Source organism: Shewanella sp. DC2-4 (assembly GCF_013248875.1).
Classification (GTDB): Bacteria; Pseudomonadota; Gammaproteobacteria; order Enterobacterales; family Shewanellaceae; genus Shewanella; species Shewanella oncorhynchi.
On the sequence record NZ_JABRVR010000002.1, the window covers coordinates 1,317,088 to 1,339,783 of the forward strand.

17 protein-coding genes are annotated in these 22,696 nt (G+C 46.3%); 14 read left to right on the top strand and 3 right to left on the bottom strand.

Annotated features, from left to right (window positions below):
- The first annotated feature begins 6 nt into the window (after window positions 1–6).
- Genes HQQ92_RS06570 through HQQ92_RS06580 form a run of 3 tightly spaced genes read left to right on the top strand, consistent with a single transcriptional unit; the run spans window position 7 to window position 2,237 of the window.
- Window positions 7–1,185 carry an ATP-NAD kinase family protein gene (locus tag HQQ92_RS06570; RefSeq protein WP_173244041.1) on the top strand — a complete coding sequence of 393 codons (1,179 nt, stop codon included), beginning with the start codon at window positions 7–9 and terminating at the stop codon, window positions 1,183–1,185.
- Window positions 1,186–1,189: 4 nt separating this feature from the next.
- Complete coding sequence (locus tag HQQ92_RS06575) at window positions 1,190–1,474, top strand: YfcL family protein (protein ID WP_173244044.1); 285 nt, start codon at window positions 1,190–1,192, stop codon at window positions 1,472–1,474.
- On the top strand, window positions 1,464–2,237 hold the full coding sequence (locus HQQ92_RS06580) for an RNA methyltransferase (protein WP_168824242.1): 774 nt from the start codon (window positions 1,464–1,466) through the stop codon (window positions 2,235–2,237). The genes HQQ92_RS06575 and HQQ92_RS06580 overlap by 11 nt, the downstream gene beginning before the upstream one ends.
- 96 nt (window positions 2,238–2,333) lie before the next feature.
- Here the strand turns inward: HQQ92_RS06580 and mnmC are convergent, their stop codons facing one another.
- The gene (mnmC, locus tag HQQ92_RS06585) at window positions 2,334–4,376 is read right to left on the bottom strand and encodes an FAD-dependent 5-carboxymethylaminomethyl-2-thiouridine(34) oxidoreductase MnmC (protein ID WP_173244047.1); all 2,043 of its coding nucleotides are present in this window, start codon (window positions 4,374–4,376) and stop codon (window positions 2,334–2,336) included.
- A gap of 138 nt (window positions 4,377–4,514) precedes the next feature.
- Between mnmC and fabB the strand changes: the two genes are divergently transcribed.
- From fabB to purF, 9 genes are all read left to right on the top strand, one after another.
- Window positions 4,515–5,726, top strand: coding sequence for a beta-ketoacyl-ACP synthase I (fabB, locus tag HQQ92_RS06590; protein ID WP_168824238.1), 1,212 nt, complete (start codon window positions 4,515–4,517; stop codon window positions 5,724–5,726).
- A gap of 159 nt (window positions 5,727–5,885) precedes the next feature.
- Window positions 5,886–7,016, top strand: a complete 1,131-nt coding sequence (locus HQQ92_RS06595; RefSeq protein WP_173244050.1) for a 4-phosphoerythronate dehydrogenase — start codon at window positions 5,886–5,888, stop codon at window positions 7,014–7,016.
- A 2-nt stretch (window positions 7,017–7,018) separates the two neighbouring features.
- Window positions 7,019–8,035 (top strand): aspartate-semialdehyde dehydrogenase, encoded by a 1,017-nt coding sequence (locus HQQ92_RS06600; protein ID WP_028761035.1) that lies wholly within the window; start codon window positions 7,019–7,021, stop codon window positions 8,033–8,035.
- A gap of 177 nt (window positions 8,036–8,212) precedes the next feature.
- Window positions 8,213–11,644: a FimV/HubP family polar landmark protein gene (locus HQQ92_RS06605; RefSeq protein ID WP_173244053.1), complete on the top strand. Its 3,432-nt coding sequence runs from the start codon at window positions 8,213–8,215 to the stop codon at window positions 11,642–11,644.
- 102 nt (window positions 11,645–11,746) lie between these two features.
- Window positions 11,747–12,532, top strand: coding sequence for a tRNA pseudouridine(38-40) synthase TruA (gene truA / locus HQQ92_RS06610; protein ID WP_028761033.1), 786 nt, complete (start codon window positions 11,747–11,749; stop codon window positions 12,530–12,532).
- A gap of 44 nt (window positions 12,533–12,576) precedes the next feature.
- Window positions 12,577–13,848, top strand: coding sequence for a bifunctional tetrahydrofolate synthase/dihydrofolate synthase (folC, locus tag HQQ92_RS06615; RefSeq protein ID WP_173244056.1), 1,272 nt, complete (start codon window positions 12,577–12,579; stop codon window positions 13,846–13,848).
- Window positions 13,841–14,614, top strand: a complete 774-nt coding sequence (locus tag HQQ92_RS06620; protein ID WP_028761031.1) for an SPOR domain-containing protein — start codon at window positions 13,841–13,843, stop codon at window positions 14,612–14,614. Before folC ends, HQQ92_RS06620 begins: the two co-directional genes overlap by 8 nt.
- Window positions 14,615–14,729: 115 nt before the next feature.
- Window positions 14,730–15,218, top strand: a complete 489-nt coding sequence (locus HQQ92_RS06625; RefSeq protein ID WP_028761030.1) for a CvpA family protein — start codon at window positions 14,730–14,732, stop codon at window positions 15,216–15,218.
- 57 nt (window positions 15,219–15,275) lie between these two features.
- Window positions 15,276–16,790, top strand: coding sequence for an amidophosphoribosyltransferase (gene purF / locus HQQ92_RS06630; protein WP_028761029.1), 1,515 nt, complete (start codon window positions 15,276–15,278; stop codon window positions 16,788–16,790).
- 126 nt (window positions 16,791–16,916) lie between these two features.
- Here purF and HQQ92_RS06635 read toward each other — a convergent pair whose 3' ends face one another.
- Both HQQ92_RS06635 and HQQ92_RS06640 read right to left on the bottom strand, forming a co-directional pair.
- Window positions 16,917–18,395 (bottom strand): sodium:alanine symporter family protein, encoded by a 1,479-nt coding sequence (locus tag HQQ92_RS06635; RefSeq protein WP_173244059.1) that lies wholly within the window; start codon window positions 18,393–18,395, stop codon window positions 16,917–16,919.
- A gap of 267 nt (window positions 18,396–18,662) precedes the next feature.
- The gene (locus tag HQQ92_RS06640) at window positions 18,663–18,950 is read right to left on the bottom strand and encodes a hypothetical protein (protein ID WP_173244062.1); all 288 of its coding nucleotides are present in this window, start codon (window positions 18,948–18,950) and stop codon (window positions 18,663–18,665) included.
- 166 nt (window positions 18,951–19,116) lie between these two features.
- Here HQQ92_RS06640 and HQQ92_RS06645 point away from each other — a divergent pair, with 166 nt between their 5' ends.
- A complete protein-coding gene (locus tag HQQ92_RS06645) occupies window positions 19,117–21,243 on the top strand; it encodes a DNA topoisomerase III (RefSeq protein ID WP_173244065.1) in 2,127 nt (708 codons plus the stop codon).
- Between the two features lie 248 nt (window positions 21,244–21,491).
- On the top strand, window positions 21,492–22,661 hold the full coding sequence (locus tag HQQ92_RS06650) for a porin (RefSeq protein ID WP_173244068.1): 1,170 nt from the start codon (window positions 21,492–21,494) through the stop codon (window positions 22,659–22,661).
- Window positions 22,662–22,696: the final 35 nt, after the last annotated feature.

The following is a 22,696-nucleotide window of genomic DNA, read 5'->3' on the forward strand; positions in this document are numbered from 1 at the left end:
TAAAGGGTGATTCGGTTTCGTTTAGGGTTAGTTATCAATCCATTAGCTGGCTTAGGTGGCTGTGTTGGCCTTAAGGGCAGCGATGGCGTTGCCGAAGAGGCGATCGCCTTAGGCGCTGAACCCAAAGCCGCCTTGCGTATGATGCAGGCCCTCGAGGTTATCCGTGATTATAGTGATGACATTGAAGTCATTACTGCTTCAGGCATCATGGGTGAAGACGCCGCTAAAACACTCGGTTTTACCACGCGAGTGGTGTATCAAACTCCGGATAAAACTCAGGCACTGGATACGCAGGCTGTTGTGCGTGCGCTGCTGGATGAACCGCTGGATTTACTCCTTTTTGCCGGTGGCGATGGCACGGCCCGCGATGTTTACTCCGTATTTGAACAAGCCACTATCGACGACAAACTCCCTGTGCTCGGTGTGCCTGCTGGGGTGAAAATTCATTCCGGCGTTTACGGTATTACGCCCCATGCATCTGGCATGGTGGTCAAGATGTTACTCGATGGCGAACTTGTCAGTTTGATGTCCGCCGATGTGATGGATATTGACGAAGTGGCTTTTCGCCAAGGTACAGTGCGCGCTAAACGATTTGGTGAGCTCTTAGTGCCCGCCGAGCCGCGCTATGTGCAAGCGGTGAAGATGGGCGGCAAGGAAGTCGATGAACTCGTGCTGGCCGATATCGCCGCCGATGTGATCAATCAAATGGAAGATGAACTGTACATCATGGGCTCTGGCAGTACGGTTGCCTTTGTGATGGAAGAGTTAGGCCTCGATAATACCCTGCTCGGTGTTGATCTCATTCAAAATAAAAGTTTAGTCGGCAGTGACTTAACCGCGAACAAATTACTCGAACTGACCCAAGATAAGCCGACTAAGTTGGTGATCACTCTGATTGGCGGTCAAGGCCATATCTTAGGGCGCGGTAATCAACAATTGTCGCCCGAGCTCATTCGGCGCATCGGAAAAGACAATATTATTATCCTTGCCACAAAAACTAAGCTAAAAGCACTTGATGGACGACCACTAATTGTGGATAGTGGCGACCCTAAATTAGATAGCGAGCTTGGCGGCTATTATAAAGTGACGACGGGCTACCATGATTACGTCATGTATCAGGTGGCCAATCCAGATTTATTGGTCGCAGCAGATGTGTCGGCCAATCCAGTATTAATGGAGAGTTAGACCCATGTTAGAGCATTACGAAGACGCATTAGAACAGTGGATCGCCAGCATTGTTAGTCATGGTGATGACGATGCTTTGTTTGCCTGTGGCTACTTACAGGGCCATGTGGCCGTAGTGTTATCCCAATTGGAAGCACAGGGTGAAACGGATCTTGATGCGTTAATGCTAAAAATGACCGACTGTCTAGCACTCGCGCGCCAAGAATTAAACGATACCGATTATGCCTTGGTTGAACAGGCATGGGCACAGCTGCAGGCAAAGATTCAAGGCGAATTGGATGTTACCTAGCTCCCAGCCGATGACTGACAACGAGCACGTGACTAATACCGAAGTAACGAGTGTAGAAATGCCGAGTGCTGAATTAGCCTGTGAGCAAACGCTCGATGCTAGCGCGGTATTTATCGGTTTAGTGAATCCTAAAACACCCGTTAACGTCGGTGGCATTATGCGCGCATCGGGTTGTTATGGCGTCGATGGCGTATTTTACACTGGCAGGCGCTACGAGTTAGCCGCGCGTTCAGGCGCAGTGCAATACCATGTTGATACTAAAGATGCTGGAGAGCGTATTCCGCTCACGGGCGTCACTTCATTGTTAGCCGCGATTCCGGCGGACACTCAGCTTATCTGTGTCGATTTGGTGGTGGGCGCAACGCCGCTGCCGGATTTTGTCCATCCCGCGAAAGCCTTTTATGTGTTTGGTCCTGAAGATGGCACCATTGGCCAAGAGATTATCGATAAAGCCGATGCCGTAGTGTATGTGCCTACGGTCGGGTGCATGAATCTTGCGGCTTCGGTCAATGTGCTGTTATACGACAGATTAGCTAAATCCCACCGTGAGGCTGCAAGCCTGACATCGAGCCTAGCATCTGGTCTACCTTCGAACTTAAGCGGCGATGCGCTCATCCGTCAGAGTCGTGATAACAACAATCGTACTCGGGTGAAAGTGCCCAGAGCGCCGCGAAAACCTCGACATGTTGAATCCAGTAGTGTCGGGTCTAGCAGCCTTGAACCTAGCAGCATTGACAACGCAATAGTCATCACAGCCGCTTAAGTGGTTTAAAAATAACATTTTAAAAAAGGGATTAAGCCAAGGCTTAATCCCTTTTTTATAGCGCTCAAAAACGTTATTTTTCTAGCGATTGATTGCCTAGAGCGCTTTGCCCTTGAGCAATTTTCGCAGCCACATACGATTAGGGTTGAGTTTACACAGAGTTGCTTTATCGAGTGGTATTGGCTCGCCGCAAAGCTGCGCCGCGAGACATTCGGCGGCAAGTGGTCCAGAACTTAACCCTCGTGAGCCTAACCCGCCGAGAATATACAGCCCTTGATGCACCGGCGCTGGCGTGGTTTGCCAGTAGTGGCGACTTTCTTTAGTTAGTTGATGTTGCGCATAATCTTTAATAATTTTTGGCACATCGGGCGCGCAGCCCATCATAGGGAAATGATCCCGCGTGACCATACGCACGCCAACACGGGCATTGTTGCCACTCATGTCGATATCTTCAAGCCAAGGCTGATTGGGATAACTCTCGTGCATTTTGGCGAGGTTTTCTTGTTGCTCCTGCGGGCAAAAATCTAAATGCTTAGGTTCTTTAACGTAACTCGCGCCAAGGCAGTGGAGTCCTTCGTGACTCGGGGTTAAATAACCGTTGGCGCACAGCACAGTCGCGAGCTGACTTAATTGAAATAGAGCGGGCACATGGCTGACTTGGCCGCGAAAAGGGCTAATTTGTAATTTGTTGCTGGCATCAAATTGCGTTAGTTCTGCGCCATTGGCGAGCACTAGTTGTGCAAAGGGGCCAAAGCTATGCTTAGCGGTGGTTAAATACCAACCTTCACTTTGATGCTCAATTTCAAGGATCTCAGTCTCCAAATGGAGTTTGACCTCAGTAAGCTGTTGCGCTTTTTGTAGTGCGGCTTCGGCATATTCGTACGGACAAACCCAGCCAGCCAGCGGATAGAAAAAGCCTGATTTGTCAATATTAATGTTCGCAAGAGAATTGGCCTGCTGCGCATCGACTCGATAGGCAATTTCACTTGGCCAGTTCTGGCTTTGAATAATTTTATCGAGTCGTAATTGGCTGCGTTTATCGTGGGCAGTTTGCAATACCCCGCAAAAATCATGGGAAATCGGCGTTTGATTTGGGGCAGGGACAGAAGTCAGCGCCTGTACTCTACGTCGACTAAATAAAAATGCCTGCTGGAAGAAGCGGCTTAATTCATCATTTTCCGGTGTCAGCAGCGGATAAATCGCCCCTTGGCGATTGCCCGAGGCGCCTTGGCCGAGCTTGGCATCTTTACAAAAGAGCTGCGTACTTTGGCCGCGTTCCGCCAAAGACAGTGCCAAATGCGCCGAGGCTAACCCGCCGCCTATGATGGCAATCGAGCTGGGCGCATTCGAGGGTAAGATTGCAGCCATAGGATTAAAGGCATAGGCTTTAGCATCTTGCTGGCGTAAGACGTGGCGCTCGTGTAACAAAATGGCATCAGGCTGATGGTTTGTCTGTATTGCAGCGCAGGTAAAATCCCTCACCTCAAAGCCACAGGCTTGGAAACGGCTCACAGGTGTTTCGCTTAATCCGCTTGATTCGTTTAATCCAATAGTTGTCACAGTGGCGCCATCGTCACTGAGTTTTGCCATCTGCCAATGGATCTGCTGATTTAACCCATTTTGTAGATGGGGCAATACCAGCCAGTGCTGAACGGGGTGAAGCGGAGAATGGATGAGTGAACAGAGCTGGGATTGAATATCACCAAAGTGCAGGTCGATTGTGGTACGACCGTCATCAAAAATTAATCTCTGACAACCTATAATAGCCGTCGGCTCTGTATGAAGTAAGCGTTGGGCAAGTGGCTCAAGTTCAGGCACTTTGGTTAAACTGGCGGATTGATCCCAAAGTAATTTAAGTTCGTACGCATTAATCGGATTGGGTTCGAATACGTTAAGGAGTAATCGTTGGTTAGGATTCGTCTGAGTGCGCCACCAAGATAAGAGTTCAAGCCCGTTGCCTAAACCAATTTGCCCTAATACTAAGAGTTTTTGCTGTGAATGAGCCTCAAATACCCGCTGCTGATAAATGCTCAACTTGCTGAGATAGTGTGCATCAGTGTGAGCTGTTGCGGGATAAAGGTTGATTAATTGCGGGTAATCGCGCTTAATTTGGCAAGGTTTATTGGGCTCTGCAGTCAAAGAAATTTACTCTCGGTCTCATAATTGGCATTATTTTACTCGCCTTTATGGAAAGCTGACCACTTAATTGAGTCAAAACAGATACTATTGGCTCAGCGAAAAGTAGGTACTGACATGTACACAATGGATAGCAATAAAATGAAAAGAGTCGTGATCACCGGAATGGGTGTTGTTTCAAGTATCGGTAATAACAAGCAAGAAGTGACCGAGTCACTGAAAGCGGGCCGCAGTGGTATTACGCATTCAGCTCAGTTTGAAGAGATGCAATTACGTAGCCATGTATGGGGTGACATCAAGTTAAACCCTGCTGAGCATATCGATCGTAAGGCATTGCGTTTTATGGGTGATGCGGCAGCTTATGCCTACATTGCTATGCAAGAAGCGGTTGCCGATGCCAATTTAACTGAAGAGCAGTATTCAGATCCGCGCGTAGGTTTGATTGTGGGTACAGGCGGCGCATCATCGTCTAACCAAGTACAATCTGCCGATACACTGCGAGAAAAAGGCGTTAAACGCGTAGGTCCGTATATTGTGCCTCGCATCATGTCGAGCACGGCCAGCGCTTGTTTAGCCACGCCATTTAAAATTAAAGGCATGAATTATTCTATCAGTTCAGCCTGTGCTACCAGCGCCCATTGTATTGGTCATGCCGTTGAACTTATCCAAATGGGTAAGCAAGACATGGTGTTTGCCGGTGGTGCTGAAGAAGTGGATTGGACACTGACCATGGGCTTCGACGCTATGGGCGCACTGTCAACCAAGTACAATGCCACACCCGAAAAAGCCTCTCGTACCTATGATGCAGACCGTGATGGTTTTGTTATCTCTGGCGGCGGCGGTATTTTAGTGGTTGAAGAGTTAGAGCATGCTCTGGCTCGCGGCGCAAAAATTTACGCTGAAGTGATTGGTTATGGCGCGTCTTCAGACGGTTATGACATGGTGGCGCCATCGGGTGAAGGCGCTGTGCGTTGTATGCAAATGGCGATGATGGATGTCGATACCCCAATCGATTACATCAATACTCACGGCACTTCAACGCCAGTAGGCGACGTGCGTGAATTAGAAGCGCTACGTGAAGTTTTCAAAGACAAGTGCCCACCGATTGCATCGACTAAGTCTATGACAGGTCATGCATTAGGCGCCGCAGGCGTACATGAAGCGATTTACAGCTTAATCATGATGGAAAACAGCTTTATTGCCCCAAGCATCAATATCGAAAATCTGGACGAAGCGGCGAAAGATATGCCTATCGTGCGTGAGTATCGTGATGCTGAGCTGACTACAGTCATGAGTAACAGCTTTGGTTTTGGCGGTACAAACGCCACGCTAGTGATGCGCAAATTCAAATAAGTTTGTTTATCAAACACGATAGAAGGGAAGCTTAGGCTTCCCTTTTTTATGGGCGTTTTTTGTAAACCTGTTGCATCGACAAGGATTTATCCCATTAGTCTTGTTAGAATACCGAGCATCTTGATGCCTTCCATTCCCACTTTTTTAGATCAGGTGCCCATGAAGATTTTAGTCGATGAAAATATGCCCTATGTTGAACCGCTATTTGGCGATCTCGGGGAAATTATTCCTGTTAATGGCCGCACGTTAACCGCAGCGCAAGTGCGCGATGCCGATGTGTTATTAGTGCGCTCAGTCACCAAAGTGAATGCCGAGTTGCTCTCGGACAATCATCAACTGAAGTTTGTCGGCAGTGCCACTATAGGCACAGATCATGTGGATTTAGCCTACCTTGCCGAGCGTAATATCCCCTTCTCTAATGCGCCAGGTTGCAATGCGACTGCGGTTGGGGAATTTGCTTTTATCGCTATGCTGGAGCTAGCACAGCGGTTTGATTCGCCGCTTAAGGGCAAGGTCGTCGGCATAGTGGGCGCGGGCAATACCGGTACTGCAACAGCAAAATGTTTGCAAGCCTACGGTATTAGCGTGTTGCTTAATGATCCCATCAAAGAGAAACAGGGCGATCCGCGCAGTTTTGTGAGCTTAGAAACCATCATGGCGCAGGCCGATATCATCAGTTTACATGTGCCAATCACGCGAACGGGCGAGCATAAAACCAAACATTTATTCGATGAGGCGCGCTTAAAGGCGCTCAAACCCAATACTTGGTTAGTGAATTGCTGTCGTGGTGATGTGATAGATAACAAAGCACTTGTCAGAGTTAAACGCCAGCGTGATGATCTTAAATTAGTGCTCGATGTGTGGGAAGGCGAGCCAACACCGATGCCTGAACTCGTACCACTGGCTGAATTTGCCACCCCGCATATTGCAGGTTACAGCTTAGAAGGTAAGGCGCGCGGCACTTTTATGCTCTATCAAAAGCTGTGTCAGTTACTTAATATTACTGCCGATAAAATTCTGCTGGATCTCTTGCCAAGCTTTAACATTAAGGCGGTCGAACTTGCGACTGCGCCGAATGAAAAAGCGTTATTACAGCTCGCGCGTTTTGTCTATGATTTGCGCGATGATGACAAGATGTTCAGAAATACATTCTTAAATGAGAATGGCTTCGACACTATGAGAAAAAATCACCAACATAGACGCGAATTTAGTGCATTGGCGCTGGCTTATGACGGTCAATCTGAGGTAGATTGGTTGTCCAATTTAGGTTTTTCAGGAGTCGGTCAGTAGCTATGTCACAGGAATTTAATGTTGTCGTTTTAGGTGCATCGGGCGCAGTGGGTCAAACTATGATAGAGATCCTCGAAGAGCGTAATTTCCCGGTTGCCAATTTGTACCCTTTAGCCAGTAGCCGCAGCGCCGGTGAAACGGTCAGCTTTCATGGCAAACAAATTACCATTCTCGACGTAGAAACCTTCGATTGGACCCAAGCTCAAATTGGTTTCTTCTCTGCAGGTGGTGATGTTTCCGCCAAATGGGCACCGATTGCCGCTGAAGCAGGCTGTGTTGTGATTGATAACACCTCTCACTTTAGATACGACATCGATATTCCTTTGGTTGTACCTGAAGTGAATCCGCATGCTATCGCTGATTTCCGCAATCGCAATATCATTGCTAACCCAAATTGCTCAACGATTCAAATGCTGGTGGCACTTAAGCCTATTTATGATGCCTATGGTATCAGCCGCATTAATGTGGCAACGTACCAGTCAGTATCGGGCACAGGTAAAAAAGCCATTGAAGAATTAGCGCATCAGTGCACTAAATTACTGCAAGGTTTACCTGCTGATGCTGAAGTCTATCCAAAACAAATTGCTTTTAACGTATTGCCACAAATCGATAAATTTATGGATAACGGCTATACCAAAGAAGAAATGAAAATGGTCTGGGAAACCCAGAAGATTTTCGGTGACGATGAGATTTTAGTGAATGCGACTGCCGTACGTGTCCCTGTATTTTATGGTCACTCAGAAGCCATTAATATCGAAACTCGTCAGCCTGTTGATGCCGAAGACGTTAAAGCTTTACTGCGTAATGCCGAAGGAGTGGTATTGTTTGAATCCGATGAGGATTATCCAACAGCAGTGACCGATGCCGCAGGAACCGATCCGGTTTATGTGGGTCGCATTCGTAAGGATATTTCTCATTCTCACGGGATTAACTTGTGGGTTGTGTCAGACAATATTCGTAAAGGCGCAGCCTTGAACAGTGTGCAAATTGCCGAGATCTTAGTGAGAGATTATTACTAAGCATTAGATTGCATTTGATGCCCATTGAAAAGCCTGCTGTCAGCAGGCTTTTTTTGTTTTACAATTGTGAACAGTAGCAGGGCGGGGATTTCTGGTTTATAGTAATCTCAATAAATACAATTGCCTAAAGCCTGTTATCAGTGAGATAACTTTATAGCGCTTCAAAGGGAAGGATTGATGAAATTTCGCACTTCGTATCTTGTGGGTCTAATGGCCACTGTTTTAGCTGTTTCTTCTACCGCTTATTTTATTGATCCCGCCGTTGCTGCAGATACACCAAGATTAAAACCCTTAAAAATCATGGGGCCAGACGGACAGATCCGTCAAGTTAACCATCAATATGGTCCAACGACATCGAAAGACACTTTTTGGAGCATAGCGCAAAAAGTCCGTCCTGATGCCAGTGTTAGCGTCTATCAGGTGATGGCCGCCTTATACGATGCTAACCCTCATGCGTTTAACTCTGCCAGTTATAACAGTTTAGAACGCGGTATGATCCTGCTCATTCCGTCTAAAGAAGTCATGCTGTCGATCCCCAATCGTATGGCGATAGCCAGAGCAGAGCAAAGTGATAGACAATCTAGGGCTCCGGCGAAAGCAACATCTAAACCGCCAGCTAAGGTGACGACAGCTAAAGCGCCAGTCACGGCTCCTGCGGTGATTGTTGAAACGAAAGTGACACCACCTAAAGCGGTTGCTGAAACACCTGTTCCAGAAAAGCCCAAGATGCTGAGTTCAGATGTGACGGCGCGGTTAGAAGCGGCAGAAAGCAAAAATCTGTCATTAACCGATGAATTAGCCCGCACGCAAGATCAACTCTCAGTGCGCACTTCAGATGTTGAAGCGCTAAAAGTTAAAGTTGAAGAATTAAATCAACGGATTGCGGTGCTGGAAGAAACACTTCAAGCCAGCAAACTACAAAACCAAGCCTTGAAAGCCGAAGTTGAAGCTGCGCAAGTGCCAGAGACGACAGCTGTTGAAGCTGAAGTAGAGGCAGAGGCACCTATTGAGCCCGATGACTTGTGGCGCAATATCCTTAACAGTCCTGTGTTATTGATTGCCGCGGCTGTGATCCCTGCCTTGTTCTTACTGCTTGCTGTGTTCTGGTTCCTGCGCCGTAAACGCAATAAAGAACGTCGTGAAATGCAGACACAAGAAGCGGTTATGGCCGCCGGTGCCGCTGGGATTGCGGGTACCGCCATCATGGATATGGATGATGACGATTTAGACGATATGGCGGTACATTTAGATTCTGACCATGCGGACTCCATCGATAGTCTTCTTGATATGGGCAGTGTCGATTTACAACCTGAGCAAGATTTGACTGACTCCCACGATCAGATGGATATGGCTTCTGAAATGTTTGTCGATCCGGGGATCTCTGCCGAACCTGAGGTTGAAGACGAAGGGCAATCTCTTGATGACCTGTGGGCAGAAGCTATGGGCGATCAGGAAGAGGATATTGTTGAGGAGAAACCCAAATCTGGCAATATTCTTGAGGAAGCCGATCTTGATGCACTATTAGCTGGCCTAGGTTCTGACGACAGCACTTCTGAAGACAGCACCGAAGCCGAAGAGGATTTAAGTGAATTAGAGCGTAACTTTGCGAGCGATTTAGCTCAAGAAGATGACAGTAATGATATTACTTCTAAGCTGAATGATGTTGAAGTCGCAGACACTAAACCTGCCGATGAAGCCATCGCGGATGACGATGATCTTGATGCATTACTTGCCGAGTTTAGCGTTCCTGCTGAAGATATTGAGACTGCACAAGCGCCAGAAGTTGTTGCGTCTGATGATGAAGATCTCAGTGCTGCCATAGCCGCAGACCTCGGTGATGAGCTAGATGATGAACTTAGCGGAGAAGACGTTGATGATATCGATGCCTTATTGGCTGATTTCGATAAACCAACGCCAGCCGCTGAACCTGAAGTCGAACCTGATCTTGGCGCTGAAATTGCTGCTGAACTAGATGCGGAGCTTAATGAACTGGGCGTAGAAGACACCGATGACATCGATGCCCTGTTAGCCGATTTCGATAAACCTGCAGAACCTGAAGTTGAACCTGATCTCGGCGCTGAAATTGCCGCAGAGCTAGACGCTGAGCTTAATGAACTGGGCGTAGAAGATACCGACGACATTGATGCCCTGTTAGCCGATTTCGATAAACCAGCAGAACCCGAAGTTGAACCCGACCTCGGCGCTGAAATTGCCGCAGAGTTAGACGCTGAGCTTGATGAACTGGGTGTGGAAGATACCGATGATATTGATGCTCTGTTAGCGGATTTTGATAAACCGACACCAGCGGCTGAACCTGAAGTCGAGCCCGATATTCGTGCTGAAATTGCCGCTGAGTTAGACTATGAGCTTAATGAATTAGGCGTAGAAGAATCCGATGATATTGATTTACTACTAGCGAGTTTTGATGCTGAGCCTGAACTCAAAGTCGATACAGAAGATGATGATATCAGTGCAGAAATTGCCGCAGAATTAGAAGCTTCGTTACCGGAAGACATAAAAGGTGAAGCGTCAGGTGATGATGATTTAGATGCACTCTTAGCTGAGTTTGATGTGCCGGAGCAATTGGATGCCGATGAAGATGAATTCGACTTTGATATGGAAACGGCGCAACTCGATTCAGAAGACAATTCAGTTGACGAAGATAATTTACTTAAAGGCATAGGTGCGGCTCACTCTATCGACGGCACCGATGATACTTTTACATTAGTCGAGGAATTGAGTGACGATAACGACGCTGATGTATTAGCGACGGCCGCAGTCACTTTGGCCGCTGCTGCAGCCGCGGCCAGTGTTAAAGAAAAAGAATCTTCTTTCTTTAATGATTTAAAAGCCAATAAGAGCAAAGATCCCCATGTGCTCGATTGGGACTCAGAGCTAGATTTTGCGCCTAAGGCTAAGCCTGCGGCAACGCAAGCAGATGTAACGGCTAATGATGTTGAGCCTAACAAAGATGCCACAGCGCTCGATTATGCTTCTCAAGAGAAGCCCATTAAGGCTACGCGTAACGATATTGATTTTAATGAAGATTTTAAACTTGATATCAAAGAAGACGCGGATGATTTGGACCTTGAGCAAGGGCTCGACTTAAGTGACGATAATGTGCTCGCCGCTTTTACAGCCAATACAGATTATGACGATGAAGATGTGTTGACGTCGGAAGACAGTTTCTCTCTGGTCGATGATCATAATCTTACCGTCGATGAAGCCTTGGCTGCACTCGATGCCCAGGAGTCACGAAAAGCGCAGAAAAAGTTTGTTCCTGACCATGATTTAACCAGTTTTCAAAATGAAAACGGTTTTATCGACATCGACAAGTTGCTGAATGATGCCGATGAAGAGGGCGCAGATACCGATTTGTATTCGGAAGTTGACGTTGAGATGAGTGATGTCGGTGCCTTAATCGGTGATGCCGCGATGATCGATGTTGATGATGAAGAAAACTCAGTCAACGCTAAGCTGGATTTAGCGCGTGCTTATATCGAAATTGACGACAGCGACAGTGCGAAAGCCCTGCTCAAAGAAGTGCAAATTGACGGTAACGAGCGCCAGCAGGATGAAGCTGGACGTTTGCTCAAAGAGATTAGTTAATCCCGGTTGAGAGTGTTTCAATCTAACGGCGCCTTCAGCGCCGTTTTTTTTATGGGCTGCTGTGATAAAATGCGCCGCTAAATCAATTGTGAGGATAAGTGGATGCGGATTGCATTAGGTATTGAATATGACGGTAATGGTTATTTTGGCTGGCAACGTCAGGCCGAAGTCGATTCAGTACAAGGGCAATTAGAACGGGCGTTATCGATAGTGGCTAATGAGCCTATCGGCGTCTTCTGCGCTGGCCGTACCGATGCGGGCGTGCATGCCACAGGCCAAGTGGTCCATTTTGAAACCAATGCCATTCGTAATGAAGGCGCATGGACCTTAGGGGTTAATGCTAATTTGCCCGACAATATTGCCGTACGTTGGGTCAAAGAAGTCGACGACAGTTTCCATGCGCGCTTTTCGGCCACCGCCAGACGCTACCGCTATGTGATTTATAATCACACTTTTCGCCCTGGGATTTTACGCCATGGTGTAAGCCATTATCACGGCAATATCGATGCTGACAAAATGCACCAAGCGGCACAGGCACTCTTAGGTGAGCAGGATTTTACTAGCTTTCGCGCTGTTCAGTGTCAGTCGAAAACACCGTTTCGTAATGTGCATTGCGTTAATGTCACGCGCCAAGGTATGTATGTGATTGTTGATATCGCCGCGAATGCTTTCTTGCATCACATGGTGCGCAATATTGTCGGTTCATTGTTAGAAATCGGTCTAGGTAATCAGCCACTGACTTGGATGGGCGATTTGCTCGCGTTAAAAGACAGAAACCAAGCCGCAGCAACGGCTAAACCCCATGGACTCTATTTAGTTGATGTGACTTATCCAGAACAATATCAATTACCTAAGCTCGCCCTTGGGCCATTATTCATGTTGGATTGAAAAGATCTTATTTGAGAGATAATCGAATACGAGGATATACGGACATGCTTACAGTACCAGCGTCAAATGCAGCATTGGAACAGTGGTTGGATTATTTGCTATCTATACATCCAACCGAAATCGATATGGGGTTAACCCGTGTCTCTAAGGTCGCGCAAACCCTTGGTCTTTTGGATTTAGGTCCAACCAAGATAGTGACAGTGGCGGGGACGAACGGCAAAGGTACCACCTGCGCCATGCTCGAAAATATTCTGCGCTTATCGGGTTTGACGGTGGGCGTATACAGTTCGCCACACATGCTGAAGTACAACGAGCGAGTGCGTATCAATGGTAGCGATGTCAGTGATAGCGATTTTGTTACGGCATTTGAGCAAATTGAAGCCGCGCGCGGCGATATTTCTCTGACATTTTTTGAATACGCTACGCTTGCAGGCTTGATACTCTTTAAAGCCGCTAAGCTTGACGTGGTTATCTTAGAAGTCGGTTTAGGTGGACGCTTAGATGCCACCAATATTATCGATGCCGACATTAGCGTACTGACGTCGGTCGATTTAGACCATGAAAGTTATCTCGGTAATACCCGTGAGCTTGTGGGCCGTGAAAAGGCGGGCATTTTCCGCCGTGGTAAACCTGCCATTGTCGGTGAACCCAACTTGCCACACACTGTCAATGATGTCGCCAATGAGGTTGGCGCCATCTTGTATCGCGTCGGTAACGAATTCAGTTATCAAGCCCATGGCAATCTGTGGGATTTTCAAGGTCAAGTGCTCAAACTGCACGATTTAGCGTTACCAACTTTGCCATTACCTAATGCGGCGACTGTATTGGCAGTGATTGAGCAGGGCTGGCCGGATATCACGCCTTCAATTATTGCTGAGGGTATTAGCACGGCTCGGTTAACGGGTCGATTAGAGCGGGTGAGTGAGCAGCCGTTAGTGTTACTCGATGTTGCCCATAATCCCCATGCGGCGCGGTTTTTGGTACAACAGTTAGCGCCAATCGTTGTGGGTAAGCGCGTGTTCGCCCTTTGCGGCATGCTGAAGGATAAAGATATTGCAGGTGTGTTGCCTGTGATCAATCCACTGATCGACACTTGGTATTTGGTCAGTCTGCACGGTGAGCGTGGCGCGAGTTCGGCCATGCTACGCAAAACATTAGCCACTGAGGCTGCTGCATTTGAGTTTGAGGACATATCTGAGGCTTGGTCTGCATTAAAAGCGCAAATTAACCCAGATGATGTGGTAATTGTGTTTGGCTCCTTTTACACTGTGGCAGGTTTTAAGTCTCAATTTATGCAGGAAGTCAGTTTTGTCTAGCCAGTTTCATAATCGTTTAGTCGGCACTGTGGTGCTGGTTGCGCTTGGGGTAATTTTTTTGCCGGATATTTTGGATGGCAAAAAAGATCGCCAAGAAGAGCAGTTTTCCGAAATTCCTTTGCGCCCGACCGTGATTGAGCAGCAAAAAGCCGACGATGATATGTTTGAAGTCTTGTCAGCCGAGGATGCTGCCGCGCTGAATGGGACTGAGGTCGCCTTAGCCGAAATGCCAGTTAATGCTGACAATGAAAAGTCTGCCGTTGCGCCAGTAATCGAAGTCGCAAAGCAAGATGTTAAGAAAGACGTTAAGCCTGATGTTAAAAAAGCAGAGCCTAAGCCTGAAACGAAACCTGAAGCTAAAAAAGAGCCGCCTAAAGCCACTGTAAAAACTGAGCCGGCTAAAAAAGCGGACGCTAAAGCGACTACTGTGGCTAAGGCTGAAAAGCCTAAAGCAGAAACGCCCAAAGCCAGTGCAGCCAAAGAGGATGCCGTTAAAGTGGTCAGCCGTGACAGCTTGAAAAGTGGCTTTACCTTGCAGCTTGGCAGTTTTAACAACGCAACGAATGTTAAAGCCTTGGTTGCACAGCTGCGTAAGAGTGGTTTTAAAGCGTACACTATTCCTGAAAACCCTAAAGATGGCGTATTAACTAAAGTGTTTGTCGGACCCGATGTGTCTGAGGCAAAGCTGAAGAAAGTACAAGTTGAGGTGGAAAACCTTACACGTCTCAAGGGCTGGATTGTTCCTTTTAATCCCTTAGAATCTTAATGGTGATACAACACTCGAGACTGAAAATGATTTATTTACCTCACTAGGGGTGAGAATCGTTTCAGTCTCTGGTAGAATCGCGCCGTCTTAAAGCCCATGTCGGAAAGCCATCTCAATGGTTTGGATTGATTACGCTATCATATTCGTCATCGGATTATCGACTCTTATCAGTCTGATCCGTGGATTTGCCAAAGAAGCCATGTCCTTAGTGGTATGGTTTGCGGCTTTCTTTGTTGCCAGCCAATTTTACCAAGATCTTGCCGTTCACTTAACACAAATGAACGATGAGATGCTGCGTAATGGCGTTTCTATTGCCATCCTCTTTATTACCACTTTGGTACTCGGTGCCTTAGTTAACTATATTCTCGGACAACTTGTTGTCAAAACCGGATTATCTGGCACTGACAGGCTTTTGGGCTTGTGCTTCGGTGCTATTCGAGGCGCGCTTATTGTGAGCGCCTTGTTGTTTTTCATGGATGCTTTTACAGGCTCTCCCAACTCCCAATGGTGGAAAGATTCTGTGCTAGTACCCGAATTTGGCGTTGTTATTCAATGGTTTTTTGACTATTTGGAAAATACCTCCAGCTTTGTACCCAAACTATAAGAAAGAAAATAAAATAATCCTAAGTGATAGAACATCTTACAATGAGGAAGCTTACCCATGTGTGGTATCGTCGGAATAGTTGGCCAATCATCGGTTAATCAGACCATTTATGATGCACTGACAGTGTTGCAGCACAGAGGTCAGGATGCGGCAGGTATTGTGACCATTGATCGTGGTGCTTTCAGACTACGTAAAGCCAATGGTTTGGTTAAAGACGTTTTTGAAGTCAAACATATGCAACGCCTACAAGGTAATGCTGGTATTGGCCATGTGCGTTATCCAACTGCGGGCAGTTCAAGCGCATCTGAAGCGCAGCCTTTCTATGTTAACTCGCCATTTGGGATCTCATTAGCCCATAACGGTAACTTAACCAACACAGTCGAATTAGCCGAAGGACTGATCAAAAAGCGTCGTCATGTTAACACCACTTCGGATTCTGAAGTCTTGTTAAACCTGTTGGCCGACGAACTGCAAAAAACCACGAGTTTAACCCTGACGTCGGAAGAAGTGTTCGATGCGGTCGCTAACGTACACCAACAAGCTCGTGGCGCCTACGCGGTTGTTGCCATGATTATTGGTCAAGGCTTAGTTGCGTTCCGTGACCCATTTGGTATTCGTCCTTTAGTATTAGGTAAGCACGAAACCGCCACTGGCACTGAATACATGGTGGCTTCTGAAAGCGTGGCACTCGATGCTGTTGGCTTTGAAGTGATGCGTGATGTGGCACCGGGTGAAGCGATTTATGTTTCAATTGACGGTCAGCTGTATACCCGTCAATGTGCAGCCGAGCCTAGCTATGCACCTTGTATCTTCGAATTCGTCTATTTTGCCCGTCCAGATTCGACGATCGACAAAGTGTCTGTATATGCAAGTCGCGTCAACATGGGCGCTAAGCTTGGCGAGAAGATTAAGAAAGAATGGTACGATCACGATATCGACGTGGTTATTCCTATTCCTGAAACCTCTTGCGATATCGCGCTGGAGATTGCCCGTTGCATGGACTTACCGTACCGCCAAGGTTTTGTGAAAAACCGTTATATTGGCCGTACCTTCATCATGCCTGGTCAACAGGAGCGTAAGAAGTCAGTGCGTCGTAAGTTGAATGCGATTAACACTGAGTTCAAAGGCAAAAATGTCTTGCTGGTGGACGACTCTATCGTTCGCGGTACGACCTCAGAGCAAATCATCGAAATGGCCCGTGAAGCAGGTGCTAAGAAAGTGTACTTTGCCTCTGCCGCACCGGAAATTCGTTTCCCGAACGTGTACGGTATTGACATGCCAACGTCGAATGAGCTTATTGCACACGGTCGTGATGCCGATGAAATCGCCAAGTTAATTGGTGCTGATGGCATTATTTTCCAAGACTTACCCGATTTAATTGAAGCGGTAAGAATGGAGAATCCTGCAATTAAACGTTTCGAAACGTCCGTATTTGATGGTCACTACATCACGAACGACGTTGACCAAGCGTATTTAGATCACTTGACGCAACTGCGTAATGATGATGCTAAAGCCGATCGAAATAAAGATATCGGCACTAACTTAGAGCTGCATAACGTCTGTCACCCATAAAGATTGTGGGTCATTCAGTATCGTAAATTTTGTGTTATTTTTGTTCTAAACGATACAAAAAAGCCAGTGAGAAATCACTGGCTTTTTAATGGCTTATATTTGCTTAACGGATCATCGTGATAACGTCTACGTATTTATGCGTTGTGTTGTTTCAGTCATTACATTTTCTTCAGCGTGTTTACGTTCAACCCAGTAATCCGCATTTTTAATACCCAGTTTTACCGGGTCAAAAAGTGGCTCTATGCCGAGTGCTTGCTGTGATTCATAATCTTTTAGGCAAGTGAATGCGGTTTTCCTTAATAGAATAATGGCAATAATATTGAGCCATGCCATGAGTCCAACACCAATGTCACCCATTCCCCAAGCCATATCAGCCGTTTTAACTGTGCCGTATACGGTTGAGCCAATGATCACGACTTTGAGAACGACCATGAACCAAGGATGATTTACTTTACGGTTGATATAGGCAATGTTGGTCTCGGCAATGTAGTAATAAGCCACTATGGTCGTAAAGGCGAAGAAGAAGAGTGCGATAGCCACAAAGATATTGCCAAATCCTGGCATCATACTTTCCATTGCCGTTTGTACGTAGCCTGGTCCTGCAGCGACTCCGGCAATGCCGGTATAGAGCGCCGCACCGTCTGGGCCCTGAACATTATACAGTCCTGTAATAAGCAGCATGAAACCAGTTGCAGAGCAAACGAATAAGGTGTCGATATACACAGAAAAAGCTTGAACTAACCCTTGTTTGGCTGGATGGCTTACCGCCGCTGCAGATGAGGCATGTGGCGCTGTACCTTGACCCGCTTCGTTGGAGTAAATACCCCGCTTTACCCCCCACATGATGGCTAAGCCTAAAATGGCACCAAAACCCGCATCAAAGCCAAAGGCACTTTTGATAATTAACCATAAAATACCCGGTAGCTGGCCAATATTTAGCGCTATGATGACACAAGCCACTATGATGTAACCCAGTGCCATAAAGGGGACGACGGCACTGGCAAAGTGAGCGATACGTTTTACACCGCCAAAAATGATAAAGCCAAGAAGCATAGCCAGTATGGCTGCAGTCACATTAGGATCTATGTTGAAAGCGGTTTTTAAACTTGAACCTATCGAGTTAGCTTGTACGCCCGGCAGCAGGATCCCGCAAGCAAATATGGTCGCAATTGCAAATACCCATGCATACCATTTCATGCCTAAGCCTTTTTCAATATAAAAAGCAGGCCCACCACGATACTCGCCATTGATTTTTTCTTTATAGACTTGACCTAAGGTAGATTCAACGAAGGCGGAGCTGGCACCGAGAAAGGCAACCATCCACATCCAAAATAAAGCGCCAGGACCACCAAAGGTGATTGCTGTGGCGACCCCTGCAATGTTACCTGTACCGACTCGACCCGCTAATGTCATCGCGAGTGCTTGAAAAGACGACACTCCCGCATCAGTACTCTTACCATCAAACATCAGGCGGATCATTTCTGGCAGATGGCGCAGCTGTAAAAATCGAGTGCGAAGGGAGAAATAGAGCCCGACACCTAGGCAAAGAAAAATAAGTGCAGGGCTCCAAATTACACTATTGATCGCGTTGACAATCTCATTCATAGACTCCGATTCCTTTATTGTGTTGTTTTAGCAGAGTTTTTAGGTTTACGGTTATTCAACAGATGTTGAGTTAGGACATTCACTTTTGATTAAGACATTTTTTGTAAATATCCAAGATACTCAACATAACTATTTTTTAGGGAGCTTCATAGTTAAAATGTTAAATATTTGAAATCAATGTGTTTTGAAATTGAGTTTTAGCATGGATAAATAGAGCAGAGGGGCGAGTTAACTCGAAATACGGTAGTGATTTATTATGAATGTCAGTTATCCCATTACCCAAAGTAGCATCCACACGCCGAATAAGCTGCTTAAGCTATGGCGCGTGATTTGATGGCTGAGTAATAGAGATAAACTCACAGCAATAGGAATGACGAGAATGAATCCCCATGCTAACGGCATATCGATGATTTTCATTTGTCCCAGCCAGGTACTGGTGAGCATGCTTAATGCGAGTAACATTAAGCTATGGAATATCAATAACTGATTGAATCTTAATATTAATGCTGGAGTTATTGTCATTGCTTGTCGCGCATTTATTGCAAATTGTCTCATAGTTACTCCTTAGTCATTTAATGTATCTTATGCCTTGTTGAGAATCATTCGCAATTAAATTTACACTTAAGCTTTGACATTTAAGCACGGTTTACTACAGAAATTTGCACTCAACAGGCGTTTGGGCTAAATTATACTGTAATTATATCCAGTGTTTGGTGTTTGTATGATCCTTTATATCGCAGAAAAACCTAGCCTAGGGCGGGCCATTGCCGATGTATTGCCTAAACCCCATAAAAAAGGCGATGGATTTATCGAAGCCGCCAATGGCGATTGTGTGTCTTGGTGTGTCGGTCACTTGCTCGAACAAGCAGAACCTGACGCCTATAATCCTGAATTTAAAGCATGGAAGTTTGAGCACCTACCAATAGTGCCAGACAAGTGGCAACTCAAACCTAAGGCCGCAACCCGCAGTCAACTCACAGTGCTAAAACGATTAGTCAAACAAGCCAACACCTTGGTTAATGCGGGCGATCCCGACCGTGAAGGGCAGTTACTCGTGGATGAAGTGATTGCCTATCTTGGCGTGACGGGGGACAAGCTACATCAAACTCAGCGTTTACTGATCAGTGACTTAAACCCACAAGCTGTAAAACGGGCGCTAACGCAGCTACGCAGCAATCGCGAGTTTATTCCTTTATCCACATCGGCATTAGCCCGCAGTCGTGCCGATTGGCTCTATGGCATGAATATGACCCGCGCGTACACCATCCAAGGTAAAAAGGTCGGTTATCAAGGCGTGTTATCCGTCGGCCGAGTACAAACGCCATTGCTTGGGCTAGTGGTGCGCCGTGATGAAGAGATTGCCCACTTTCAATCTAAACCTTTTTATGAAGTACTAGCGCATTTGGCGACCGAGAAGCAAGAAACCTTCAGCGCCAAGTGGCAACCTAGCGAAGCTTGTCAGCCCTATATGGATGAAGAAGGACGAGTGTTAGCGAGAGGGCTAGCGCAAAATGTGGTGAGTCGCATCAGTGATAAACCCGCCTTAGTCACTCAATTAGTGGCTAAGGACAAGAAACAGAATCCACCATTGCCCTACAGCTTATCCGCGTTGCAAATTGATGCGGCGAAACGGTTTGGCATGAGTGCTAAGGATGTGCTCGATACCTGCCAAAGTTTGTATGAACGTCATAAACTCATTACTTACCCACGCTCCGACAGTCGTTATTTACCCGTTGAGCAACATAACCTTGCGCCTTCGGTACTTAAGGCGATAAGTGACGGTGCTGCTGAGTTATTGCAAGGTGCTGATGCACCCGATCCCCGTCTTAAATCTAAAGCATGGGATGATAAAAAAGTGGACGCCCATCACGCAATCGTCCCCACAGAGAAGACGGCTAACTTATCTAGCTTGAGTCAGCGTGAGAGGCAGTTATATCTTCATGTTGCTCGCCAGTACTTAGCCCAGTTTTATCCGGCTTATTGTTACAGTGAAACCACAGTGCAAGTGACAATCGAGGGTGGCTTATTTAATACCAAGGCGCGTCAGGATAAATCCCTCGGCTGGAAGCAACTCTTTGCCCGCCAAGAGCCAAATGGCAGTAAGGCGAGTGGCAACAAGTCGACGGAAGAAAGCGCAGGTAAGGACGATGAGGAGAATGACGAGTTTATCGGCCAATTACCGCCTTTGAAATTGGGACAGGCTTTGCATTGTACTCGAGGCGAATTGTTGGAGAAAAATACTCAACCACCAAAGGCCTTTAACGATGCCACTTTACTCGGTGCTATGACGGGTATTAGCCGTTATGTGACCGATCCTGAGATCCGTAAAATTCTTAAAGAAACCGACGGATTAGGTACAGAGGCCACCCGTGCAGGTATTATCGAATTGCTGTTCAAACGCGGTTTTTTACAACGCTTAGGTAAATCTATTGTCTCGACAGACGTGGGGAAAGGATTGATTAACAGCTTGCCCGCGAGTGCGACTACGCCGGATATGACAGCGCTTTGGGAAGCGAGCTTGAACGGCATTTGCCATAAAGAAACCTCTTATCAAGCCTTTATGCAGCCACTGCTCGGCACCTTATCCACGCTTATCCAGAATGCAGGCGCACAACTGCCAACCGCGCTTAATGGTTTACAAGGCCAAGGTTATCGTAAAACGGCAAGTAATAAATCCGGTTATCGTAAGTCGTACTCTAAAAAATCAAGTTCAGCGAAAGGTATAGGTACAACAAAAAACGATGGTTCCAACAAATATGCTTCCCAAAAGACTAGTTCCAAAAGTTCGGTAACTCGATCAACCAGTCGTTCAGCTTCTAATAGCCGCAAATCTACAACAGCAGTGTAATGACACACTTGTTGCATATATGTCGTTATTGTCTTTTGATGTAATAACGACATTTAATTTATCTAACGGTATTTAACAACCGATAATCACGATATTTCGAGATTGCCTGATCCGTATCTAAAAAACACCTTGATTTTCAGCTTTTCCTCCCGGTGGCATATAACCTGCTTACTATTGATTGGGGAAAATAATATATCAAATAAATCATGTAATTATATGTGGTTTCGCTGAATTTAAAGGTAGATGAAATGAAAAAGACATTGCTCGCTTTGATGATCCCAAGCTTATTGTTAATGGGAACTGCTCAAGCCGTTGAGTTGTATAATGACCAAACTAACAGCGTTAACATGATAGGTTGGTTAGGTTTTGCCGCGTTAAATGATGGTCATGAAACTTCCGTTATAGATAATTTTTCTCGTGTTGGTTTTCGTTTCGACCGTCAAGAGAAAAATGGCTGGAGCTCCTTTGCCCATACGGAATGGGGTATCAATATGGTGACCAGTGATGACGGCCTTATATACACGCAAGGCCAAGGTGGCGGTCAGTTATCTGCATCTAAAAATTCAGATTTTTTATTCAATCGACTGGGTTATGTAGGGATGTCCCATGAGAAATGGGGAAAGATCAGTTTTGGTAAGCAATGGGGGGCTTACTATGATGTTGCTTACACAACCGATGTGCTCAATGCTTTTACGGGGTGGTCAGTGGGGGCCTATACCTTCGGTGACGGTGGTTTAACAGGGGCAGGACGTGCCGATGCTGCGCTGCAATATCGTAATACTTTTGGTAATCTACATGTCGCAGTGCAGTATGCCTCTAAACAAAATAGCGATGTTGCCTTGTATGATGGCAGTGGTGCTCCCTTGAAAGATGGTTCCGAATTGAGTTTCGAACCTAGCTACGGTGCAAGTGTAACTTACAACTTTACTGATAAATTTAAAGTGCTAGCGGGATTTAATCGTGGTGATTTTACCGGAAATCTTGCAGGCCAAGAGGTTGATAACACTAACCAAATTATTGGTATTGGCGCCCAATACGGTAGTTTCTATCAATATGCTCCAGGTCGTGATGCTGACGGTTTATACGTAGGTTTTAACGCCCATAAGAGTGAGCAAAACGAATTAGTGGGTGGAGATTTATATGATTCAACTGGAGCAGAGTTTATTGTTGCTTATCAGTATGATAATGGTTTCGTTCCAACTGTATTACTGACATATCAAGATCTTGATACCGATGTAGATACTGCGATCCAAGGAAAATGGACACGCCAATTTGCAGTGTTAGGTCTGCATTATCGCTATAGCCGCGACACAATTATGTACGTTGAGGCCAAAATAGATTTCAGCAGTATGGATGATAAAGCCTATGAAGATCTACAAGATAACAACTATGCGGTGGGAATCCGTTATTTCTTCTAGATCCTATGGTTATCATTAATTTTTCAACGGTCACT

What these genes read in the sequence shown, in the direction of transcription:
- HQQ92_RS06575 (WP_173244044.1), top strand. Translation starts at nt 1,190, where the DNA reads ATGTTAGAGCATTACGAAGACGCATTAGAACAGTGGATCGCCAGCATT.
- HQQ92_RS06580 (WP_168824242.1), top strand. Translation starts at nt 1,464, where the DNA reads ATGTTACCTAGCTCCCAGCCGATGACTGACAACGAGCACGTGACTAAT.
- fabB (WP_168824238.1), top strand. Translation starts at nt 4,515, where the DNA reads ATGAAAAGAGTCGTGATCACCGGAATGGGTGTTGTTTCAAGTATCGGT.
- HQQ92_RS06595 (WP_173244050.1), top strand. Translation starts at nt 5,886, where the DNA reads ATGAAGATTTTAGTCGATGAAAATATGCCCTATGTTGAACCGCTATTT.
- HQQ92_RS06600 (WP_028761035.1), top strand. Translation starts at nt 7,019, where the DNA reads ATGTCACAGGAATTTAATGTTGTCGTTTTAGGTGCATCGGGCGCAGTG.
- HQQ92_RS06605 (WP_173244053.1), top strand. Translation starts at nt 8,213, where the DNA reads ATGAAATTTCGCACTTCGTATCTTGTGGGTCTAATGGCCACTGTTTTA.
- truA (WP_028761033.1), top strand. Translation starts at nt 11,747, where the DNA reads ATGCGGATTGCATTAGGTATTGAATATGACGGTAATGGTTATTTTGGC.
- folC (WP_173244056.1), top strand. Translation starts at nt 12,577, where the DNA reads ATGCTTACAGTACCAGCGTCAAATGCAGCATTGGAACAGTGGTTGGAT.
- HQQ92_RS06625 (WP_028761030.1), top strand. Translation starts at nt 14,730, where the DNA reads ATGGTTTGGATTGATTACGCTATCATATTCGTCATCGGATTATCGACT.
- purF (WP_028761029.1), top strand. Translation starts at nt 15,276, where the DNA reads ATGTGTGGTATCGTCGGAATAGTTGGCCAATCATCGGTTAATCAGACC.
- HQQ92_RS06635 (WP_173244059.1), bottom strand. Translation starts at nt 18,395, where the DNA reads ATGAATGAGATTGTCAACGCGATCAATAGTGTAATTTGGAGCCCTGCA.
- HQQ92_RS06640 (WP_173244062.1), bottom strand. Translation starts at nt 18,950, where the DNA reads ATGAGACAATTTGCAATAAATGCGCGACAAGCAATGACAATAACTCCA.
- HQQ92_RS06645 (WP_173244065.1), top strand. Translation starts at nt 19,117, where the DNA reads ATGATCCTTTATATCGCAGAAAAACCTAGCCTAGGGCGGGCCATTGCC.
- HQQ92_RS06650 (WP_173244068.1), top strand. Translation starts at nt 21,492, where the DNA reads ATGAAAAAGACATTGCTCGCTTTGATGATCCCAAGCTTATTGTTAATG.